The sequence below is a fragment of the Pseudescherichia sp. genome, from assembly GCF_031979925.1.
Lineage (GTDB): Bacteria > Pseudomonadota > Gammaproteobacteria > Enterobacterales > Enterobacteriaceae > Pseudescherichia.
In genome coordinates, this window is sequence record NZ_DALZFB010000001.1 from 380,314 (window position 1) to 399,119 (window position 18,806).

An 18,806-nucleotide genomic window follows, 5' to 3' on the forward strand; every position below is an offset into this window, starting at 1 on the left:
ATCACGGCATGGCGTTCTCTCCGCGCATTGTCATTGTTGACGATGAACGTTCCGTTCGCAGCGGGTTAAGCAATTTACTGCTGTCGGAGGGGTACGATACCTGCGCCTTCGAATCCGCAGAAGCATTTCTCAGTGACGACTCGGCGCTGGCGAGCGCCGATCTGTTGATCCTCGACGTCAAACTAAAGGGAATGAGCGGCCTGGAGCTTTATTCTTCGGTAGTCTCGCAACCCGACCCGCCGCCGGTTATCTTTATCTCCGGACATGAAGATGAAAACAGCCAGTGGACTTTCACGGGGTCGGACGCCGTCACGCGTTTACGTAAGCCCATCAATATTGATACGCTGCTGGAACATATCCGCCGTGAACTCTCTTTACGTGAGGAGCGTCGATGAGCGAGAAACTCTCTGCCGCCGGAAAGCTGATGAATGGGGACATTTTTACCTTAACCGACGACATTATCTTCACGCCGCTGGCCCAGGAGGGCTGCATCGCCTGGACGCTGTGTCATCCGCTGCATTCGGGCGAAAGCTTTATTCTGGCCAGCGCCGCCAGCGATGAAGCAGAGTTTCAGGCGACCCGTCTGCTCAAAAATGAGTTCGCCCTGCGGATGCAGCTTTCCGGCATCTGGGCGGTAAGGCCGATAAGCTCCACCAGCCACCACGGTCGCTACGCCCTGGTCTATGCGCCGTTTCCCTTCAGAACGTTGGCGCAATCCACCCGCCTGCGGGTAAGCAATATCGCTGACTTCCTGGCAATGGCGTTAAGTCTCTGCACGCCGCTGCGGCAGATGCATGCCCAGGGGCTGGTTCACTGCGATATTAAACCCGGCAACGTTTTTATCGATCCCGGTGGCGCGTACCGGCTGGCCGGATTCGGATTGACCACCGGCTCGCCAGAGGTCGCCAGCCAGGCGAGTCTGACAGTGCCGGGCGGTACCCTGGCCTATATGTCGCCGGAGCACACTGCCCGCACCCGCGATAAGGTAGACAGCCGCAGCGATCTCTACAGCCTGGGCATCGTGCTCTATGAGCTGCTGACCGGAGCGCTGCCCTTCGATCTAAGTGAAGGCGGGCAGGCGGAGTGGGCGCATCACCATATCGCCTCCGCTCCCCGGCCCCTGCACCAGGTTCGCGCCTCTCTACCGGGAATGCTCTCGGCGATCGTACTGCGACTGCTGGAGAAATCTCCGGCGAATCGATACCAGACGGTGGAAGGGCTGGTCGCCGATCTGCGCCGCTGCCAGGCGAACCTGACAGAAAATGGTGATATCGCGCCGTTTACCCCTGGCTTGCAGGATCGCCTGCCTGCACGCTTTTTGCCGGATAACCTCTACCTGGCCCACCCTCAGCAGCAACAGCTGCTGACGGCGTTCGACCAGGTCATGGAAAGCGGTAGCCATTCGCTGGTGGTCATTAGCGGGCCGCTCGGCAGCGGCAAGTCATCGCTTATTGCCTCGGCCCTGAAAACGCTCCAGAACCGACCGGTGCTGCTTGCGGTCAGCAAAGCAGACCAGTATTCGGCGGTGGTGCCCTATACCGTTATCGCCTCGGCCTTTCGCTCCTTAACGCTTTACCTGCTGGGACTGGGCGCAGACGACGTCGCGCACTGGAAGCGGCGGCTGACCCGGGCGCTGGGCAGCTATGCGGTACTGGCCGTCAAGCTGGTGCCGGAGCTGGGCCTGCTGCTGGACAACCGCTCCCTCACCGTGGGCGATCTGGACTCCACCGATGCCCGGGCGCGCTTCAACCAGATGGCTTCCCGGCTGGTGGAGGCCTTCGCCACGGCGGAGTGCCCGCTGGTGTTGCTGATTGATGATATTCACTGGATAGACCAGGCCAGCCTTCAGCTTCTGGAGTACCTGACCAGCGCCAGCGGCGCGCTACCGCTACTTATGGTGGTCGCCCACTCTGATACCGACGCGTTTCCCGACGGCAGCGGGCAACCGCTGCTAAAAACGCTGCGCGCCGACGCCCGTCATCTGGTCGATATCCGGCCGGAGCCGCTGAGTGTGAAAGCCGTTTCGCGCTGGCTGGCGGACATTTTTCAGACCCGGACGGCTGGTTTGCACGAGCTGGCAACGCTTATCCATGAAAAAACCGGCGGCAATCCGCTGTTTACCCATGAATTTTTCCAGCGCATTGTTAAAGACGGGCTTATCACCCATAACAAAAAGCAGGGGAAGTGGTATTACGATCTGCCGGCTATCCGGGCGCGAAACTACACCGAAAACGTGGCAAGCCTGGTGCTGCTGCAGCTGGCAGAGATGCCTGCGCAGGCGCGCAGGCTGCTGGGCTGCCTCGCCTGCGTGGGAGGAACGGGCAAGCCTGCATTGCTAAGCCAGATGCAGGAGATTGCCCCGGAACACCTTCATGAGCAGTTACAACCCGCCGTGTCGGCTCGGCTGATTAGCCTTGCAGGCGATGAATATACCTTTACTCACGACCGGGTGCACAAGGCGGCGCGGGCGCTGCTTAAACCTGACGAAATCAGCCAGCTTAATGTCTCTGCAGCACGCCTGTTCACCGCCGCGGCGGGCCAGAGCGACAGCAGCGATCGGCTGTTCCTGGCGGTTCACCATATTACCTCGGCCATTAACGTCATTCGCTTTTCGCCGGAGCGGGACAGCTACCGCGCGATCTGCCGTCTTGCCGCCCAGCGGGCCAAAAACACCGGCGATTACGCCTCTGCCGTACGCTATCTGCGGACGGCGAAGCTGTTAAAAGAGCAGGCGCTGCGCAAAGAGCCGGATGAGGATTTCCAGCTCGATTTCGACGAGGCGGAGTGTGAGTTTCTGCAGGGCAATCTCCCGTCTGCGCTGGCGCTATGCCAGGGGCTGATGCACGCCCCGCGCCCACAGCAAAAAGCGGTGGCCGCCTGCATGATGGCGGAAATCTACATGCGCCAGTCCGATATGCCGCTGGCGCTGGAGACGGCCCTGTCCAGCCTTGCTGCCTTTGGCATCGACCTCAGTCGCCACCCCAATGCCCGCGACTGCGATGAGGCGTGGCGGTCAATTGAATCCCGGGTTGACGGCGATCCGGTCGCCGCCTTCCAGACGCTAGCGCTAACGGAGGATCGGGAGGCGGAGGCGATCATGAGCCTGATGATCAGCGCCAGCATGTTTGCCGCCTTCGCCTGTCCGCGGCTGCACTTTTTGCTGCTCTGCAAAATTATCCACATGACGCTGGATCGGGGATTATGCGGTGCCTCAACGACGGCGTTTGCCTGGTATGGCGTACTGATTGGTCGCCGCTACAACGAGTATAAAAACGGCTATATCTGGAGCCAGCTCGCGCATGAGCTGGTGATGCAGCACGGCTTTAACAATTTTAAGGGGCGCACGCTGCTGGCGGTTGACCTTGCGACCTCCTGGGTGAAGCCGATCGGATCGGCGATAGAGAGCGCGAAAACCTGCTTTACGGCCTCGGTCGACCACGGGGATCTGACCGTCGCCTGTTTTATCATTCGCCATCAGACCATGAATTTTCTCACCCGGGGCGACCATCTGGACGGCGTGCTGACCACCATCGAGCGCGGCCTGGGCTTTATTCGCAAGCTGCGCTTCCCGGATGTCGAGATCCTGCTGCTGCTTCAGCGGCTGTATGTCAATCACCTGCGCAATGCCTCGGGGAACTTTACCGGCGCGGACGTTTTCCCGGAGTCGCTGATCGCCGACGAGGCCGCACGCGGCCATCAGCACATCCCTCTGACGCTGTTCTGGTTCTGGCTCTATCGCGGCATGGCACATTTTATGGCGGGTGAGTACCCAGAAGCGTCCCGCTGCCTGGCGAGGGCCACGCCGGTAGTCGACAGCGTACCGGGGTATATCCATCTGCTTGATTACCATTTTTACAGCGCGCTTTCGCTGACGCTCTCCCTGACGCCGGAGACCGCGACCGCCGCACAGCGGGAAAAGGTGCGAGGCCATCACGGCCAGATCCTACTGTGGGCGCGCCACAATCCGGCGACCTTTGCCGATAAAGAGGCGTTGATAGGCGCTGAGCTGGCGCGCCTGGAGCGGAAAAATGACATCGCCATCGCCCAGTATGAGCGGGCGATTAAGCTCTCGGGCGACGCGGAGTTTCATCACATCCACGGTCTGGCCTGTGAGCTGGCCGGGGGCTTTGCCAAAGCGGCGGGTTTTCAGGTGGCCTCCGAAGCCTATTTCCGCGGGGCGTTTTCTGCCTGGCGGCGGTGGGGCGCGATGGCGAAGCTGCGCCAGCTTGAACGCCACTATCCGCACCTCTCGCCATCTGGACAGAGCACCCCCTACGACACCATCGCCTTTGCCCAGAATGAGGTCATTCACGATCTGGAGAGCGTGCTCAGAGCAGTTCGCGCCATGACGGAGGAGATCGACCTTGATAGGCTGATCCAGACGCTGATGACCCTGCTGCTTGAGCGGGCAGGTGCCCAGCGCGGTCTGCTTATTCGCATTCTTGATAACAACGTGCTGGAAACCCAGGCCTGCGCGGAGACCTCCTCGGACGGCGTGAAGGTGCGGCTGGTTAAAGAGCGGCCTTCTGCGACCGATATGCCGCTGTCGATTCTCTCCGCGGTGATGCGCACCGGGCAGGAGATCCGCACCGGCAAGCCGGAGATCTTCAGCCCGTTCAGCCAGGACGCCTATCTGGTCACCTCCGGCGCGGCGGTAATGTGTGTCCCAATGTACAAACAGGCCAAAATGGTTGGCGTACTCTACCTGGAAAACCGCGTCATGCCGGAGATTTTCACCGCCGAGCATTCGCGCATCGTCAGGATGCTGGCGGCGCAGGCGGCGGTATCGCTTGAAACGGCGCGTCTGTACGCCGAACTGCTGGAGGAGAACGTCCAGCGGCGGCGGGTCGAGAAAGAGCTGCGCGCCAGCCAGACCTCCCTGATGCTCGGGGAGCGCATCAGCAACACCGGCACCTGGCGCTGGGATATCGATCAGGACCTGATGTTTGTCTCTGATGAGTATGCGCGGATCCTCGGTCTGCCGGACCGACAGCGCACCATCTCTATGGCGGATTTCCTGACGCTGGTGCATCCGGAAGATTATCAGCGCATTAGCGGGCTGGTCACCGAAAGCGTACGTAACGGTGTCTCAATGCGCGCCGAGTTCCGTGTTTTCCGCCCGGACGGCGAGTGCCGCTACATTCTGGGGGTGGGCAACCCGGTGGGGGATGAGCCCAGCGTTGCGGAGTATTTCGGCGTGATCACGGATATTACCGCCCGCCGCCAGTCAGAGGACGCCGTTCGTGTGGCGCAGGCCGATCTTGCCCGCGTCTCCCGCGCTACCACGGTTGGACAGCTGACCGCCTCTATCGCCCATGAGATAAACCAGCCGCTGATGTCGATCGTGGCCAATGCCGGTGCCAGCCTGCGCTGGCTCAGCCGCGAGCCAGCTATGCTCCCTCAGGCGCGCACCAGTCTTGAGGAGATCATCAGCGAGGGGGAACGCGCCGGGAATATTATTCGTGGTTTACAGGCGCTGACGCGCAATCAGACATCAAGCCGCTCGCGGTTTAACCTGCATCATCTTGTTCATCACATTGTGGCGCTTTCACGCAGCGAGCTGGAGCGGCAGCAAATCGCGCTCCACTACCAGCTGAAGGCCCAGGATGCGTTTATCTTCGGCGACAGCGTGCAAATCCAGCAGGTGCTGCTCAACCTCATCGTCAATGCGATTGATGCCATGGCGGGGGTGCACGATCGTCAGCTGACCCTGACCGTAAGCTCGCAGAACCCGGAGCCAGGTATCATCCGCCTTGACGTTACCGATACCGGGATTGGCCTGAGCGGAGAGGTGCAGGAGCGGCTGTTTGACTCCTTCTACACCACCAAAGAGCAGGGAATGGGGATGGGGCTGAGCATTAGCCAGAGTATCATTGAGCGCCATGCGGGACGGCTGCAGGCGGCCTCAGGCGAGCGTCACGGCAGCCGATTCTGGTTTACCCTGCCGGTGCATGACGGGCAGGGCGAATAGCCGTCAGGAGGAGGGGGCGAGCTGCGATAAGCGGTTACGCAGTTCGCCATGCGCCATCGCGACCTCGGTCGACTCCTGAAGGGCATCAAGATATTTCTGCCGAAACTCACTGCTGTTTTCCGTGCCCAGCAGGCTGGCGAGCGTTTTACGTACGCTCTCCACCGCCGCGTCATCTACCGGCTGCTCTTTATCGTCCAGACGCTCGTCAATCTCGACCAGAACCTCGGAGAGCTGCCGCAGCCAGGCAAACTGCGGGTGGCTGGTCAACAGCTGCAGATGCTCAAATGCGTTGCCGGGATTGCCAAAACGTCTGGTTTCCAGATCGACCAGCGTCTTATGCAATTTTCTCAGGGCGGATGAAAGGGTCTTTAGCTGCGTACGAGACTCAGTTGCGGAATGGCGGGTCATCAGTTTCTCCTGGAGACTTTAACGTTAACAAAAGGCCACAGCACGATGGCTAACGGCTTTGCGATTTCACGATATTGAGACGCTCCGCGCAACGGACCAGATCCGCCAGCGAGCGCACGTCCATCTTTTCCATTACCCGTTTTTTATGCACTTTGGCGGTGATCTCACTGACGCCCATGGCGGTGGCGATCTGCTTGTTCAGCAGGCCGCCAATGGCTAACTGGAAGACCTCTTTCTCGCGTGGGGTCAGCGACTCATAGCGGCTGGTCAGCGTCTGGATCTCCTGCGACGCACCCATGTTTTTTTCCGCCAGCGCCAGCGCATCCGCCACGGCCTTGAGCAGCAGTCCCGGCACAGCGGGCTTGGTCATAAACTCATAGGCACCGGCCTTCATCGCCTTCACGGACAGCGGAATAGTGCCGAACCCGGTAAGAAAGATAACGGGAATAAGATAGCCAAGCTTGGTCAACGATTCGGTGACGTCAAAACCGTCGGCATCCGGCATGTTCATATCGAGGATCAGGCAGCCTGGCTCCGGCCGAAACGCATGAGAGAGAAAGGCTTTCGCTGAGGGAAAGTCTGCAACCCGATAATCCTCTGCCATTAACAACCTGACCAGAGATTGCCTTACCGAATTATCATCATCTACTACATAAACAATAGGATCCATGAGTAGTCCTTGCCATCAACGTGTATGCATGCATCTAAACTGGTTATTAAGAAAGCATATAACGATTTTGTTGTCTTATATAACAGACACATACACTCACGTTTACCAAATAATAACCGGATAGTAACACAATAATTCTCATTATCATCTTGAAAATAGGCCGAACGGATGAAATTAAGTAACCTATTGACGAATAACGATTAATGTTTGAGCGCTGGTAAAAAAGAGGCGTAATTATCAGGTTACAGTGGCTGACAGTGGGCAGGCAAATTATGATACAAAGTACCAACCTTTCCCTGAACGCTGACGCTACGCATGGCTTATACGATCGACATTATCTCCTGCATCACCGACCGCTTTATGGAGCTGACCGCTACGGAAAAGCGCATTGCCCAGTTCATTCTTGATGACGTCGCCACGGCGGCGGATTTACCTATTGCCGAACTGGCGCGCCTGACCGATACCAGCCAGGCCTCCGTCACCCGCTTTGCACGCGCGCTGGGCTGCAAAGACGTACGTGAACTGAAGATGAAACTGGCGCAGTCGCTGGCGGTAGGGCAGCGATTTATCCTCGACGTGCCGGACCTTGAAGGGGTGCAGGGGATTTACGAGTCGATCATCAGCGTACTGGAGACCAACCGCCGGGCGCTCAACGGCGAGGCGCTGAACAAGGCAGTCAGCTGGCTCAGCCACGCGCGGCAAATTCTCGCCATCGGCATGGGAGGTGGTTCGACCATCTGCGCGCAGGAGCTGCAATACCGCTTTTTCCGCCTTGGCCTGCCGATAGTCAGCCAGAGCGATGGCCTGCTGGTGCGGATGATGTGTTCCGCCGTTGCCCCGCAGGATGTGGTGCTGGTGCTGTCGCTCGGCGGCTATACGCCGGAGATGATTGAGAGTGCGGCGATTGCCAGGCAGTACGGGGCGAAAGTGATCGCGATTACGCCGCTGGAGACGCCGCTGGCGGAGCAGGCCGACCTGGTGCTGCCCCTGCTGGTGCGGGAAAACGACTACATCTTTAAGCCCAGCACCTCCCGCTATGCCATGCTGGCGATGGTAGACGTGCTGGCCACCGAACTGGCGATGGCCAACAAGGCGCAGACCAAAGATCGGCTGCGCCGTATCAAGCTGGCGCTGGACAGCCACCGTGGCGGCGTGGATCGTCAGCCGCTGGGGGACTGATCCACGCCGACATGCTTCGCTAGCCCTCTGACGGTTTGCGTTTGCCGATTGGCAGCGGCGGCGCGTCCGGCTGGCTCTCGCGTTCACGGGTAATCAGCGCCAATGCCTCTTCCCGGCTGAGCGCGCTGGCAGGCGTCACCAGCGTCACCACCACCGCACAACCCAGGCTGGTCAGCACCGACGGCACGCAGGGGTTGCCCCAGAAGGCGAGCCAGTCGCTGTCCATCAAGACGGCGACCGACGCACCTGCACCACCCGCCAGCGCGGCCAGCGCCCCCTGCCAGTTAAAGCGGTTCCAGAAGCGGCCCAGAATCGAGCAGATAAACATGCCTGACATAATCATCGAGATCATTTTGGTGATATAGCTGATGATGTCGTTAGAGGTCAGAGCGAACAGCAGGGCAAGGGCGATCACCAGCACCAGGAAGATGCGCGACAGGCGAATGGCTTTTTCCGGGGCAGGCATGTGACCGGTTACCAGGGTGTAGAGATCGCGCAGGATGATTGATACACCGGCAATGGCATCCGAACTGCCGGAGGACATATTGGCAGACATGCCTGCAATCAACACTGCCATCGCCAGCACCGGGGGCAGGACCTGGGTCGCGAACAGGAAGGCGAAGCCGCTGTTATCCAGCTGCGAGTTCATCGTCCAGACCGCCATGCCGATAATCGCGGGCAGGAAGGAGAAGAGCAGGTAAAGCAGGCCGGTGATGGTAAACGACTGGCGCACCGACGACACCGTTTTTGCCGAATAGATGCGCTGACGGTAAGAGGGGGTCGCCAGCACGCCGACGCCGATCACCATCGCCAACGAGAAGGCGGGCAGGATGCCAAGTTTATCTACCGCAAACAAACTCTGCGCGGCAGGGTCGACGGCATGCTGAATATTCTCCCAGCCGCCGACATGATTCACTGCCAGCACGGCCATTAAAATAAAGCCGACAAACAGGATGATAGACTGCACGGTATCGATCCACACCACGGCGGAATAACCCCCAATGCCGACATACACCACAAACGCCAGAGCAATAATAATTTTGGCAACGTTAATGTCTATTCCGCTGGCCCAGGCGAGATATAATCCGCCACCTAAAATATGTGCGCCAAGCCAGCCGATAGAGGCAATAAATATCAGTACGGCGACCACGTTTTTAACAATCTTGCTGCCGCCTGTGTAATAAGAGATCTCTTCGCTCATGGTCATAAAGCGTAATTTACGTACCGGTGCAAATAACCAGGCAACCAGTAAAATCCCTACCGCACCGCCGAGGCCATACAGCATCCCGGCCCAGCCGTTGGTATAGCCAAAGCCTACTGCGCCTACGCTCGATCCGGTACCGACCATCGTGCCGACGGTCGACCCCAGAATTAATATCATCGGTAACGAACGCCCGCCCAGCAAAAAGTCATCGCCATTTTTTTGATGCCGCGAAACATACCAGCCGAGCGTAATCATGGCGCAGGCATACAGGGTGAACCAGACCAGAAAAGAGATATTATTCATTGCTCACGTCCAGATATCGTTAATCTATTTCGTCTGCGCGAAACGGATGTGTTAACAGGACCGGTCACCTGAAAAAAGGCGCAGGGGATCCGAGAGTACAGGCAAAATGCATATTGCCGGGGTACCGCGATAGCGTTTTTTATAAATATGCGATCTCCCTTGCGCGCAAGGGAGAGGAGACTATTTAATGCGATCGGCGTTGTAGCAGGTCACATCAACTTCAACTTTGCAATCCACGACCAGGTCTGCGACGCAGCAGATGCGGGCAGGCGGGTGATCGCCAAAAAATTCCCGGAAGACCTTGTTGAACGACTGAAAATAGCGGGCGTCGGTAAGGATCACCTTTACGTGAACTACATCCGCCAGGCTATAGCCCGCTTCGGTCATGATATCCACGCAGTTCTGGATAGCCAGCCGGGACTGATCGACAATGCCGCCTTCCACTACTTCGCCATTTTTCATCGGGGTCTGGCCGGAGACGTACAGCCAGCCGCCTGCCTCAACTGCCCTGGCAAACGGCAGGTGCTGTCCGCCAGTACCGGTACCGCCTTCGGTGCCATAACGCTTAATGCTCATCGTTGCTCCTCATTCTGTGGTTTGTCGACGCAGGAAACGTCCTGCGCGTCCTGTAATCTTTTTATTTTGGCCATAGCTCATCACGCCATTCACCATCACGGCGTCGATGCCTTCTGCGGGCCGTTTGGGATCCGAAAAACTGGCGACGTCGCGCACAGTATGCGGATCAAAAAGGACCAGATCTGCATAGTAGCCGGTTTTGATGAGGCCCCGCTGCGGCAGCTGGAAGCGCGTCGCCGACATGCCCGTCATCTTATGCACCGCCATATTCAGCGGGAAGAGCTTCTCGTCGCGACAGTAATGGCCCAGTACGCGCGGGAATGCGCCCCACAGGCGCGGGTGCGGCATCGGGTCGTTCGGCAACCCGTCTGAACCGATCATCGTGACCGGATAGCGCAGCACCCGGCGCACGTCCTGCTCGTCCATGTTGTAGTAAATGGCCCCGGCGGGCATCAGCTGCTCCGCCGCGCTGTGCAGGCTTACCTGCCAGCCGTCCGCTATCTGCTGTAGCGTTTTGCCTGCCTGCTCCGGGTGCGGCTCAGACCAGGTGATGACGATGTCGAATTCGTCGGTCACCTGCTTGAGATCCAGCGTCGAGGAGCTGGCAGAGTAGGGGTAGCAATCGCAGGCGATCTCCTGGTGCTGGCGCATTTTGTCGAAAAATGCCAACGTCTCCCGCGTGCGTCCCCAGTTCTTCGCCCCGGCGCACTTATGATGTGACACTACCACCGGCACCTTGCCGTGGCGGCCAATCCGGAACGCTTCGTCGAGCGCCTCCAGAATCGGTTCAAACTCAGAGCGCAGGTGCGTGGTATAGATACTTTTTTCCGCCGCCAGCTCTTCCGCCAGGGCCATCACTTCGTCCGTGGATGAGTGAAAAGCAGTGGCGTAAGCCAGCCCGGTGCTCATCCCTAATGCGCCCTGTTGCAGCGCCGTGCGCAGCTGCTGGCGCATGGCGGCGATTTCATCCGCTGTTGCCGCCCGGAACAGATCGTCCATGTGGTTATTACGCAGGGTCGTGTGGCCAATCAGCGTCCCGACGTTGATGGCGGGCCGCGCGGCTTCCAGCGCGTGGGCGTAAGCGTCGACCGTCGGGTAGATAAAATGCTCTTTCTCGCCCAGCAGGTTCATCGGGTCCGGTACATCACTGCGCACCGTGGCGGTCGCGGCGCTAATGCCGCAGTTGCCGACAATAACGGTGGTGATCCCCTGGCTGATTTTCGGCAGGTAATCGGGCATGCGGATAACGTTGGTATCGTCATGGGTATGCACGTCAATAAAGCCAGGCGACAGCACTTTGCCCGAGGCATCGATAATATGCTCCGCCTGAGGGTGGATCGCTGGTGCGATCTCCACGATGCGGTTGCCGCTGACCGCCACGTCGGCGCGGTATTCGGGTCCGCCGCTGCCGTCGATGACGGTGGCGTTTTGGAAAAGCCAGTCATGCTTCATAACACCTCATTCCCTTTCTGTTCTGTTGCCAAGTTAACCATTTACAAGCTGGGAAAACAGTGGAAAACTACGCAAAAGTCAGATCGTTTTGTGATACTTTTATTCAAATTACATAACAATATTATATTTAATCCTTTATTTTCATATAGATAAATATGTTATTTTAACGTTAAGATGCAATAACCGGATAAGGATTATGTTATGAAATACCATTCCGATACGTTGGTGACCCACAAGTCCGCCGTCATGCGCACCCCGGCGAACGTGCTGGCGGAAGATGTCTGCCTGCCTGCGGCGGTGATCAAACAGTCGGCGCTGCGCAATAACATCGACTGGATGCAACGCTATGCTGACACGCGTGGCGTCTCGCTGGCACCGCACGGCAAAACCACCATGACGCCGTGGATCTTTCAGGCGCAGCAGCAGGCGGGCGCATGGGCGATTGGCGTTGGCAGCACCTGGCAGGCCGGGGCGGCAATGGCGAGCGGCATTAAGCGCGTGCTGATGGTTAACCAGCTGGTAGGGAAAGCCAACATGCAGCTGATTACTCAGCTTAAACAGCATTACCGCGAGGTAGATTACGTCTGCTGTGTGGACAGCGTAGACAATGCCGCTGCGCTTTCAGACTTTTTTGCTGCGCAAAACCAGACGCTGGATGTGCTGGTGGAGCTGGGCGTACCTGGCGGGCGCTGCGGCTGTCGCAGCATCGACGCTGCGCTGGCGCTGGCGCAGAGAATTCACGACCTGCCGGGGCTGCGGCTGCGCGGGCTGGAGCTGTATGAGGGCGTACTGCACGGCGACGATCCGCAGCCGCAGGTCGAAGCGCTGCTGCGCGATGCCGCGGAGCTTGCCTGCCGCATGGAAGGTCTGGTGGACGGTGAATTTATTCTCACCGGAGCCGGTACCGTCTGGTATGACGTGGTGTGTGATATCTGGCTCAACGCAAAGAAACCGGCCCGGTGCCGAATTGTGATCCGTCCGGGCTGTTACATCACCCACGACCGGGGGATTTATGCCGACGCGCAGCAGACGCTGATGGAGCGCGACCGCGTCGCCTGCGATCTGGGCGGCGATCTGGTCTCCGCCCTGGAGCTGGTGGCGATGGTGCAATCGGTGCCTGAAGCCGACCGTGCGGTAGTCAACTTCGGCAAGCGCGACTGTGCCTTTGACGCCGGGCTACCGCAGCCCATTGCCCACTACCGCAACGGCCAGGTGCTGCCGTTTCAGCCGCAGGCCATCGTCAGCGTCGGGGTGATGGATCAGCACTGTATGGTGAAGCTGGCCCCAGAAAGCGACGTCCGCGTCGGTGACATCCTGGTGTTTGGCACGTCACATCCGTGTCTGACATTCGATAAATTCAAAACGCTGCTGCTGATTGATGATGATTACCGCGTTGTTGAAGAGCTCGATACGCTGTTCTGAGGTTGTCGGCGATATGAAAAAGCTGCCCGGAGGCAGCTTTTTCATTGGTGCGGATGCTTACTCCGCCGGGTGCTTCGGGTTCCACAGCCTTACATGAGACGTTTTTTCATACGCTTTGCCATTGGGGTAACCCACCAGCTCCATATCAGAACCCCATGGCGAGCGGAAGTGCACCCAGGTTTCACCGGCAGTATCGCCGCTGGCCATAGTGATAGGTTCACCGAGGATAGTCAGTCCCTGTGATTTCAGGTACGCGACGCCCGCTTTCACGTCATCGGTATAGAATGCGATATGTGATGCGCCGATATCCGCCATGCCAGGCATGACAGTGCTGCCTTGCGCGTTCTTGTATTCAAACAGCTCAATGTTCGAGCCAGTACCACAGCGGATCATACTGATGGAGACGCTGCCGGTCTGCTTTTTACCGTCGGGCGAAGCCAGCGCAGCCAGATCGAACGGGCCGATATGGGTTACCGGTACACAGCCGAAGGTGTCATGAAAGAACGTTTCAGCCTGTTTTAAATCAGGTACGTTAATGCCAGCGTGGTCGACGCCTGCGGCGTTAATGCCTGCCGCCTGCACCATGCCGCCAAAACTTAGCGCCAGAAAGGTAATCAGCGTAATTATACGTTTCATGGTTAATGGCCTAATTTGTTATCAATAAACACGCGCGCGCTGGATATTTTGCCGTCCTGAAGCGTGAAGATATCTTCGCCGCGCACCAGGTTAGGGTTCTCTTTCGGCCCATAGCCCCAGGTCACACGACCGATGCCGTAATTCCAACTGATTGGGTCGGGGGTGAAGGTAAAGCCTGGGTGCCCGGCCTGGACTTTCTCAATCATCTTCACCACGCTGGCATAGCCGGTAGTTACACCGTCCTCATCGGCGGCAAAAAAGTCTGGCGTGTAGACCTGGGCGAACTCCTCGATGCGGCTCGCCGGGTTACGGTCGTTCCAGATCGCAAAATGGTGGTCGATAAGCCGCTGAGCGATGGTGATGTCCTGCGCTGACGTTGTCATTGTTTTGGTTTCCCGTGAGTGGGCCACCGGCAGCATAAGTAGCGCTGCCAGCACAAGCCCAAAGTGAATCGTCATTTTCATGGTTAAGTTTGCCGCTGCTCTGCACCCTGTTAGGGAGCGTCATGTTCGGTGTGGGTGAACTTTAGCTTTGCGCGTATTTTTAAAAAATAGGGACAAATAGAAATGACTATTCACGTACGTGGATAATTGAGAGGAGGGGAAAGAGGCGAGGCAGGGGTGGAGGTCGGTTTTCATCAGGGCGTGGCGGAGCAGCTGGGTAAGCGCGGGCATCGCTTTACCTCGCTTAACGACCCGTACATGGACTTTGGTTCAGGCCAGTTTATCTGGAAGCTGACCACCGAAGGCAGCGACGGTTATGTTATCGCCAGCGACAGCCGCCGCGACGGCCAGGCGGTGGGATTTTAAATATGCTGCGTGTATAAAGTAAGCGATTAAATGCAAAAGTCAAAAATTTACATATGCATTAATTAATTGATAAATAACGATTTTTATTATTCGTAATTAGACAAGTGGCGATAAGCATTTACTTAAGCCACTTGATCGCGACACCATATAAATCTACTGTATAAATACACAGTAACTTATTATAATAAGGTGACGTTCGTGAGTTTAACATTTTATAAGCCCGCTGAGCTGCGCGAAGTTCTCGCGTTTCCTCTCTTTGGCGATCTGGTGCCGTGCGGTTTTCCCTCACCGGCGCAGGACTATGTAGAACAGAGTCTCGACTTAAACGAATTAATGATCCACCACCCCAACGCGACCTATTTTGTCAAAGCGGCAGGGGATTCAATGATCGACGGCGGCATTAACGATGGCGACCTGCTGGTGGTAGACAGCTCCCGTACCGCCGCCCATGGCGATATTGTTATCGCTGCCGTCGACGGTGAATTTACCGTTAAAGAGCTTCAGCTTCGCCCCGTGATCCAGCTTAATCCCCGCAATCCCCGCTATACGCCCATCCGCATCGGCAGTGAAGAGGCGCTCGAAATCTTCGGCGTGGTCACCCACATAATTAAATTCACGTGCTGAATCATGTTCGCCCTGGTGGATGTGAACTCATTCTATGCCAGCTGTGAAACGGTCTTCAGACCCGATCTGCAAGGCAAGCCGGTGGTGGTGCTCAGCAATAATGATGGCTGCGTGATCGCTCTCAGTGCGGAAGCGAAAAAGCTGGGCATTACCATGGGCGCACCGTTCTTCAAGCAGCGGGAGCTGTTTCGCGCCCACCGCGTCACCTGCTTTAGCAGCAACTATGAGCTGTACGCCGACATGAGCCGCCGCGTCATGGGCACGTTAGAGATGCTCTGCCCACGGGTAGACGTCTACTCCATTGACGAGGCGTTCTGCGATCTCTCCGGGGTGCGTAACTGCCGCGTGCTGGAGGAGTTTGGCCAGGAGATTCGTAACACGCTATGGCGTGATACCCACCTGAGAGTCGGGGTAGGGATTGCGCAGACCAAAACCCTGGCCAAGCTGGCTAACTATGCCGCCAAGCGCTGGCCGCAGTTGGGCGGCGTGGTGGATCTCTCTAACGTCGACCGCCAGCGGCGGCTGATGGAACGGCTGCCGGTCGGGGAGGTGTGGGGAATTGGGCGACGCCTCGCGAAAGCGCTGGATGCGCACGGGATCAAAACCGTACTGCAGCTCGCCGATAGCGATATCCGTTTTATCCGCAAGCAGTTCAGCGTCGTTATGGAGCGTACGGTGCGGGAGTTGCGGGGGGAATCCTGCCTGGCGTTCGATGAGTTTGTTCCGGCAAAGCAGGAGATTGTTTGCAGCCGCAGCTTTGGCGAGCGGACAGCGGACTATGAATCGGTCAGGCAGGCCGTCTGTACCTATGCCTCGCGGGCGGCGGCCAGGCTGCGCGGCCAGCATCAGTACTGCCGTGTCATCTCTACCTTTGTGAAAACCTCACCCTTTGCCGCAGGGGAGCCTTACTACGGTAACAGCGCGATGGTGAAGCTGCTGACGCCTACTCAGGACAGCCGGGATATTATCCACGCTGCGACAAACTGTCTGGAGACCATCTGGCGCGATGGCCATCGCTATCAGAAGGCGGGCGTGATGCTGGGGGATTTTTACAGCCAGGGCGTGGCGCAGCTCGATCTTTTTGATGCCAACGCGCCGCGTCCCGGCAGCGAGGCGCTGATGGCGGTGCTGGACGAGCTGAACAAAAAACGCGGGCAGGGGACGCTCTATTTTGCTGGGCAGGGGATCCAGCAGGCGTGGCAGATGAAGCGCGAGATGCTCTCGCCGCGCTACACCACCCGATGGTCAGATCTGCCGATTATAAAAAGATAATTAAACATGTGTAACGGACAACACTTCCTGGTATAACTTTTTTAAGGCTATGAAAGTCAGTCATATACCAACAGGAGAAGAGTGATGATTTCAAAGGACAATGCAGAGCATTATGTCTGGGGTGACAATTGCGACGGTTGGTATCTGGTAAACCGGCAGGACATGCTAGTCATTCATGAGCAAATGCCTCCAGGCACTGCCGAAAAACGGCATTTCCACTCCGTTTCCAGACAGTTTTTCTTTGTTCTTAAGGGTGTTCTGTCAATGGAGTTGGAAGGTGAAATTCATAATATAAAGGCCCAGCAGGGGCTGGAAATTCCCCCGGGGTCAAAGCATCAAGCCAGAAACGACAGCGAGTCTACCGTAGAGTTTATTGTAATTTCGCACCCGACAACACGCGGGGATCGTTTTGACCTCTCTTCATTCACTTAACAACGTCAAAATACGGGCCTATTTTCCCGCTATTCCGGACACATTTTCAACTGCTCTTTCTGGTGGCAACGAGGTCGCAATGACGCTTTGACTTGCTCCCTATTGATGATCAGAAGCGAATTTTTTAAAGTCCGTTCCTGGCACATAGCAGACATGCGTAAGGGACAATGTTCCCTGTGTGTGAGAAGCGGACGTACCGGGTCAGAATATTAAGAAGCTGAACACAGGTCTGCTGACGAGGCTCCGGTAGCCAAAAAACCAGTACAGCTCGTGTGGAGTGAAATATTTCGCGGCCGTGAGAAGATTCTGTGTTAAAAAAGAAGTTTAACTTACATAGAGATGTTGTTTTTTATGGCTTTTTTTTCCGGGATTACCGGGCGGCTGTTCCTGATAAACGTAATGACCGCCATTTCATATGCCTTCATTTTGCCTGTAATGAGCCTGTATTTGATAAACGGATTACATGCCAGTCCGATTTTCATCACTTTCTACAGCCTGGGATTTGCCCTGTCGGGGTTATTTTTCAGCCAACTGATGGGTTCTCTTGCAGATAAGGGATATCCGGCCAGGCAACTTTTCATTATTTCTGTTATGGCCCTTTTTCTGGCGGGTTTAGCCTTCAGTTTCTGTCATCAACCTATTCAGGCTCTGGCCATCGGCATTTTCCTGATGGGGCCAGGAAATGCGTCTATTCCGCTACTCCTGTCGATGATCCGAAAGCATTCATTGACGGCAGGGCTTAATGCTACACGGCTCAATACGCAAATGCGCTCGGGCGTGTCGATTGTATGGATTGCGGGACCTGCTCTGGCATTTGTCTTCGCCGACAAATTTGGATTCACCTTTAATTTTCTGGCTTCAGCTCTGCTTTCAGCCATGACCTTACTTGCCAGCCAGTTGCTGCTTCCGAAGATTAAAAAAACAGTCGATACAGGCACAGCAAAAACAGCTCAAGCCAGTAAAGCCCCTATTACAGGCATTATTTGGGCACTGGGAGCAGTAATGATGCTGGCAAATTTGTCGAATAATATGTACCTGACCATTATGCCGCTGTACCTGGTACAGGAGCTTAATTTACCAGCCTCTTTTCCGGGCTTCCTGCTGGGCGCAACCGCGATAATGGAGATTCCCGTTATGCTTGCCGCTGCACATCTGGCAGGGAAAACAGGGAAGGAACCGCTAATTATGATCGGATTTCTCTTTGCTGCCGTCTATTACAGCCTGCTTCAGCTGGCCACTAACATGACCGAACTGATTGTGCTGCAACTTTTCAACGGATTATTCTTTGGTATCTTTGTCGGTCTGGGCATTTCTATTATTCAGGATGCTTTGCCAGAACGCAGCGGTTTTGCATCAGCATTCCACTCCAATGCCATGCGCACAGGCATGATGGCTGGTAACGGGATTGCCGGTCTGATGGCACAACTGGCCAGCTTTAAAATGACTTTGCTTGTTCCACTTTTATCAGTGTGTTGCGCTGCTTTATTGATGCTTTTCATAAACAGAAGCCACTCTACAAAGAGCGTTCAATAATGGGCTGACTACTCACATTAATATGTGACCACACCACAATGAAACGGCGTTATTGCGCCGTTTTTACATCTGAAGGAGCGGCCTGGTTTAACGCATTATCCGCCGTTCGGGAAATTTCCCCTTTACCACTCCATCATAAAAGCGGCCTTTCGACACTACGGTCAAAAACACGGTAAATATGCGCAGCGGCACGCCGTGGTACTGATAGCAGCTCCGGTCATGGAACAGGATCTCTAGCGTGCAGGAGGCTTCGTCATAGCCTACGGAGGCGATGCGTGATGATACAACAGGTTGATGACGCATGGCGGGGCTCCT

General features: G+C 56.6%; 17 protein-coding genes. 9 read left to right on the forward strand and 8 right to left on the reverse strand.

All coding sequences use genetic code 11. The features are described from left to right. Nucleotides 1–8: 8 nt before the first annotated feature. Both RTM13_RS01860 and RTM13_RS01865 read left to right on the forward strand, forming a co-directional pair. Nucleotides 9–395, forward strand: a complete 387-nt coding sequence (locus RTM13_RS01860; protein ID WP_312209633.1) for a response regulator transcription factor — start codon at nt 9–11, stop codon at nt 393–395. Beyond that, a complete protein-coding gene (locus RTM13_RS01865) occupies nt 392–5,971 on the forward strand; it encodes an AAA family ATPase (protein ID WP_312209635.1) in 5,580 nt (1,859 codons plus the stop codon). The genes RTM13_RS01860 and RTM13_RS01865 overlap by 4 nt, the downstream gene beginning before the upstream one ends. 3 nt (nt 5,972–5,974) lie before the next feature. Here the strand turns inward: RTM13_RS01865 and RTM13_RS01870 are convergent, their stop codons facing one another. Together RTM13_RS01870 and RTM13_RS01875 are read right to left on the reverse strand one after the other, a co-directional pair. Continuing rightward, nucleotides 5,975–6,379 (reverse strand): hypothetical protein, encoded by a 405-nt coding sequence (locus RTM13_RS01870; protein WP_312209636.1) that lies wholly within the window; start codon nt 6,377–6,379, stop codon nt 5,975–5,977. A 49-nt stretch (nt 6,380–6,428) separates the two neighbouring features. Further along, nucleotides 6,429–7,049, reverse strand: coding sequence for a response regulator transcription factor (locus tag RTM13_RS01875; protein WP_312209637.1), 621 nt, complete (start codon nt 7,047–7,049; stop codon nt 6,429–6,431). A 315-nt stretch (nt 7,050–7,364) separates the two neighbouring features. On the opposite strand from RTM13_RS01875, the gene RTM13_RS01880 reads away from it, so the two are divergent. Then, nucleotides 7,365–8,228, forward strand: coding sequence for a MurR/RpiR family transcriptional regulator (locus RTM13_RS01880; protein WP_312209639.1), 864 nt, complete (start codon nt 7,365–7,367; stop codon nt 8,226–8,228). A gap of 19 nt (nt 8,229–8,247) precedes the next feature. On the opposite strand, the gene RTM13_RS01885 is transcribed toward RTM13_RS01880, so the two are convergent. The 3 genes from RTM13_RS01885 to RTM13_RS01895 all read right to left on the reverse strand — a co-directional run bounded on the left by RTM13_RS01885 (nt 8,248) and on the right by RTM13_RS01895 (nt 11,763). Then, a complete protein-coding gene (locus RTM13_RS01885; RefSeq protein ID WP_312209641.1) occupies nt 8,248–9,735 on the reverse strand; it encodes a sodium:solute symporter family protein in 1,488 nt (495 codons plus the stop codon). Between the two features lie 180 nt (nt 9,736–9,915). Continuing rightward, the gene (locus RTM13_RS01890) at nt 9,916–10,311 is read right to left on the reverse strand and encodes a RidA family protein (RefSeq protein ID WP_312209643.1); all 396 of its coding nucleotides are present in this window, start codon (nt 10,309–10,311) and stop codon (nt 9,916–9,918) included. 9 nt (nt 10,312–10,320) lie between these two features. After that, the gene (locus tag RTM13_RS01895) at nt 10,321–11,763 is read right to left on the reverse strand and encodes a D-aminoacylase (RefSeq protein WP_312209645.1); all 1,443 of its coding nucleotides are present in this window, start codon (nt 11,761–11,763) and stop codon (nt 10,321–10,323) included. 201 nt (nt 11,764–11,964) lie between these two features. Between RTM13_RS01895 and RTM13_RS01905 the strand changes: the two genes are divergently transcribed. Continuing rightward, nucleotides 11,965–13,185 (forward strand): amino acid deaminase, encoded by a 1,221-nt coding sequence (locus tag RTM13_RS01905; protein WP_312209647.1) that lies wholly within the window; start codon nt 11,965–11,967, stop codon nt 13,183–13,185. A 57-nt stretch (nt 13,186–13,242) separates the two neighbouring features. Here the strand turns inward: RTM13_RS01905 and RTM13_RS01910 are convergent, their stop codons facing one another. Then, entirely contained in the window at nt 13,243–13,821 is a 579-nt protein-coding gene (locus RTM13_RS01910) for a VOC family protein (RefSeq protein ID WP_312209649.1), read from the reverse strand. Between the two features lie 2 nt (nt 13,822–13,823). After that, complete coding sequence (locus tag RTM13_RS01915) at nt 13,824–14,285, reverse strand: nuclear transport factor 2 family protein (protein WP_312209651.1); 462 nt, start codon at nt 14,283–14,285, stop codon at nt 13,824–13,826. 156 nt (nt 14,286–14,441) lie between these two features. Between RTM13_RS01915 and RTM13_RS01920 the strand changes: the two genes are divergently transcribed. The 5 genes from RTM13_RS01920 to RTM13_RS01940 all read left to right on the forward strand — a co-directional run bounded on the left by RTM13_RS01920 (nt 14,442) and on the right by RTM13_RS01940 (nt 18,491). Next, nucleotides 14,442–14,630 (forward strand): hypothetical protein, encoded by a 189-nt coding sequence (locus RTM13_RS01920; protein WP_312209653.1) that lies wholly within the window; start codon nt 14,442–14,444, stop codon nt 14,628–14,630. Nucleotides 14,631–14,828: 198 nt separating this feature from the next. Next, nucleotides 14,829–15,254 carry a translesion error-prone DNA polymerase V autoproteolytic subunit gene (locus RTM13_RS01925; protein WP_312209654.1) on the forward strand — a complete coding sequence of 142 codons (426 nt, stop codon included), beginning with the start codon at nt 14,829–14,831 and terminating at the stop codon, nt 15,252–15,254. A gap of 3 nt (nt 15,255–15,257) precedes the next feature. Continuing rightward, nucleotides 15,258–16,526, forward strand: coding sequence for a Y-family DNA polymerase (locus tag RTM13_RS01930; protein WP_312209655.1), 1,269 nt, complete (start codon nt 15,258–15,260; stop codon nt 16,524–16,526). 84 nt (nt 16,527–16,610) lie between these two features. Beyond that, nucleotides 16,611–16,958, forward strand: coding sequence for a cupin domain-containing protein (locus RTM13_RS01935; protein ID WP_312209656.1), 348 nt, complete (start codon nt 16,611–16,613; stop codon nt 16,956–16,958). 351 nt (nt 16,959–17,309) lie between these two features. Further along, complete coding sequence (locus tag RTM13_RS01940; RefSeq protein ID WP_312209658.1) at nt 17,310–18,491, forward strand: sugar efflux transporter; 1,182 nt, start codon at nt 17,310–17,312, stop codon at nt 18,489–18,491. Nucleotides 18,492–18,578: 87 nt separating this feature from the next. Here RTM13_RS01940 and RTM13_RS01945 read toward each other — a convergent pair whose 3' ends face one another. Next, nucleotides 18,579–18,794: a KTSC domain-containing protein gene (locus RTM13_RS01945; RefSeq protein ID WP_312209660.1), complete on the reverse strand. Its 216-nt coding sequence runs from the start codon at nt 18,792–18,794 to the stop codon at nt 18,579–18,581. Nucleotides 18,795–18,806 lie beyond the last annotated feature (12 nt).

Coding starts and splice junctions, on each gene's coding strand:
- RTM13_RS01860 (WP_312209633.1), top strand. CDS start 9: ATGGCGTTCTCTCCGCGCATTGTCATTGTTGACGATGAACGTTCCGTT.
- RTM13_RS01865 (WP_312209635.1), top strand. CDS start 392: ATGAGCGAGAAACTCTCTGCCGCCGGAAAGCTGATGAATGGGGACATT.
- RTM13_RS01870 (WP_312209636.1), bottom strand. CDS start 6,379: ATGACCCGCCATTCCGCAACTGAGTCTCGTACGCAGCTAAAGACCCTT.
- RTM13_RS01875 (WP_312209637.1), bottom strand. CDS start 7,049: ATGGATCCTATTGTTTATGTAGTAGATGATGATAATTCGGTAAGGCAA.
- RTM13_RS01880 (WP_312209639.1), top strand. CDS start 7,365: ATGGCTTATACGATCGACATTATCTCCTGCATCACCGACCGCTTTATG.
- RTM13_RS01885 (WP_312209641.1), bottom strand. CDS start 9,735: ATGAATAATATCTCTTTTCTGGTCTGGTTCACCCTGTATGCCTGCGCC.
- RTM13_RS01890 (WP_312209643.1), bottom strand. CDS start 10,311: ATGAGCATTAAGCGTTATGGCACCGAAGGCGGTACCGGTACTGGCGGA.
- RTM13_RS01895 (WP_312209645.1), bottom strand. CDS start 11,763: ATGAAGCATGACTGGCTTTTCCAAAACGCCACCGTCATCGACGGCAGC.
- RTM13_RS01905 (WP_312209647.1), top strand. CDS start 11,965: ATGAAATACCATTCCGATACGTTGGTGACCCACAAGTCCGCCGTCATG.
- RTM13_RS01910 (WP_312209649.1), bottom strand. CDS start 13,821: ATGAAACGTATAATTACGCTGATTACCTTTCTGGCGCTAAGTTTTGGC.
- RTM13_RS01915 (WP_312209651.1), bottom strand. CDS start 14,285: ATGAAAATGACGATTCACTTTGGGCTTGTGCTGGCAGCGCTACTTATG.
- RTM13_RS01930 (WP_312209655.1), top strand. CDS start 15,258: ATGTTCGCCCTGGTGGATGTGAACTCATTCTATGCCAGCTGTGAAACG.
- RTM13_RS01935 (WP_312209656.1), top strand. CDS start 16,611: ATGATTTCAAAGGACAATGCAGAGCATTATGTCTGGGGTGACAATTGC.
- RTM13_RS01940 (WP_312209658.1), top strand. CDS start 17,310: ATGGCTTTTTTTTCCGGGATTACCGGGCGGCTGTTCCTGATAAACGTA.
- RTM13_RS01945 (WP_312209660.1), bottom strand. CDS start 18,794: ATGCGTCATCAACCTGTTGTATCATCACGCATCGCCTCCGTAGGCTAT.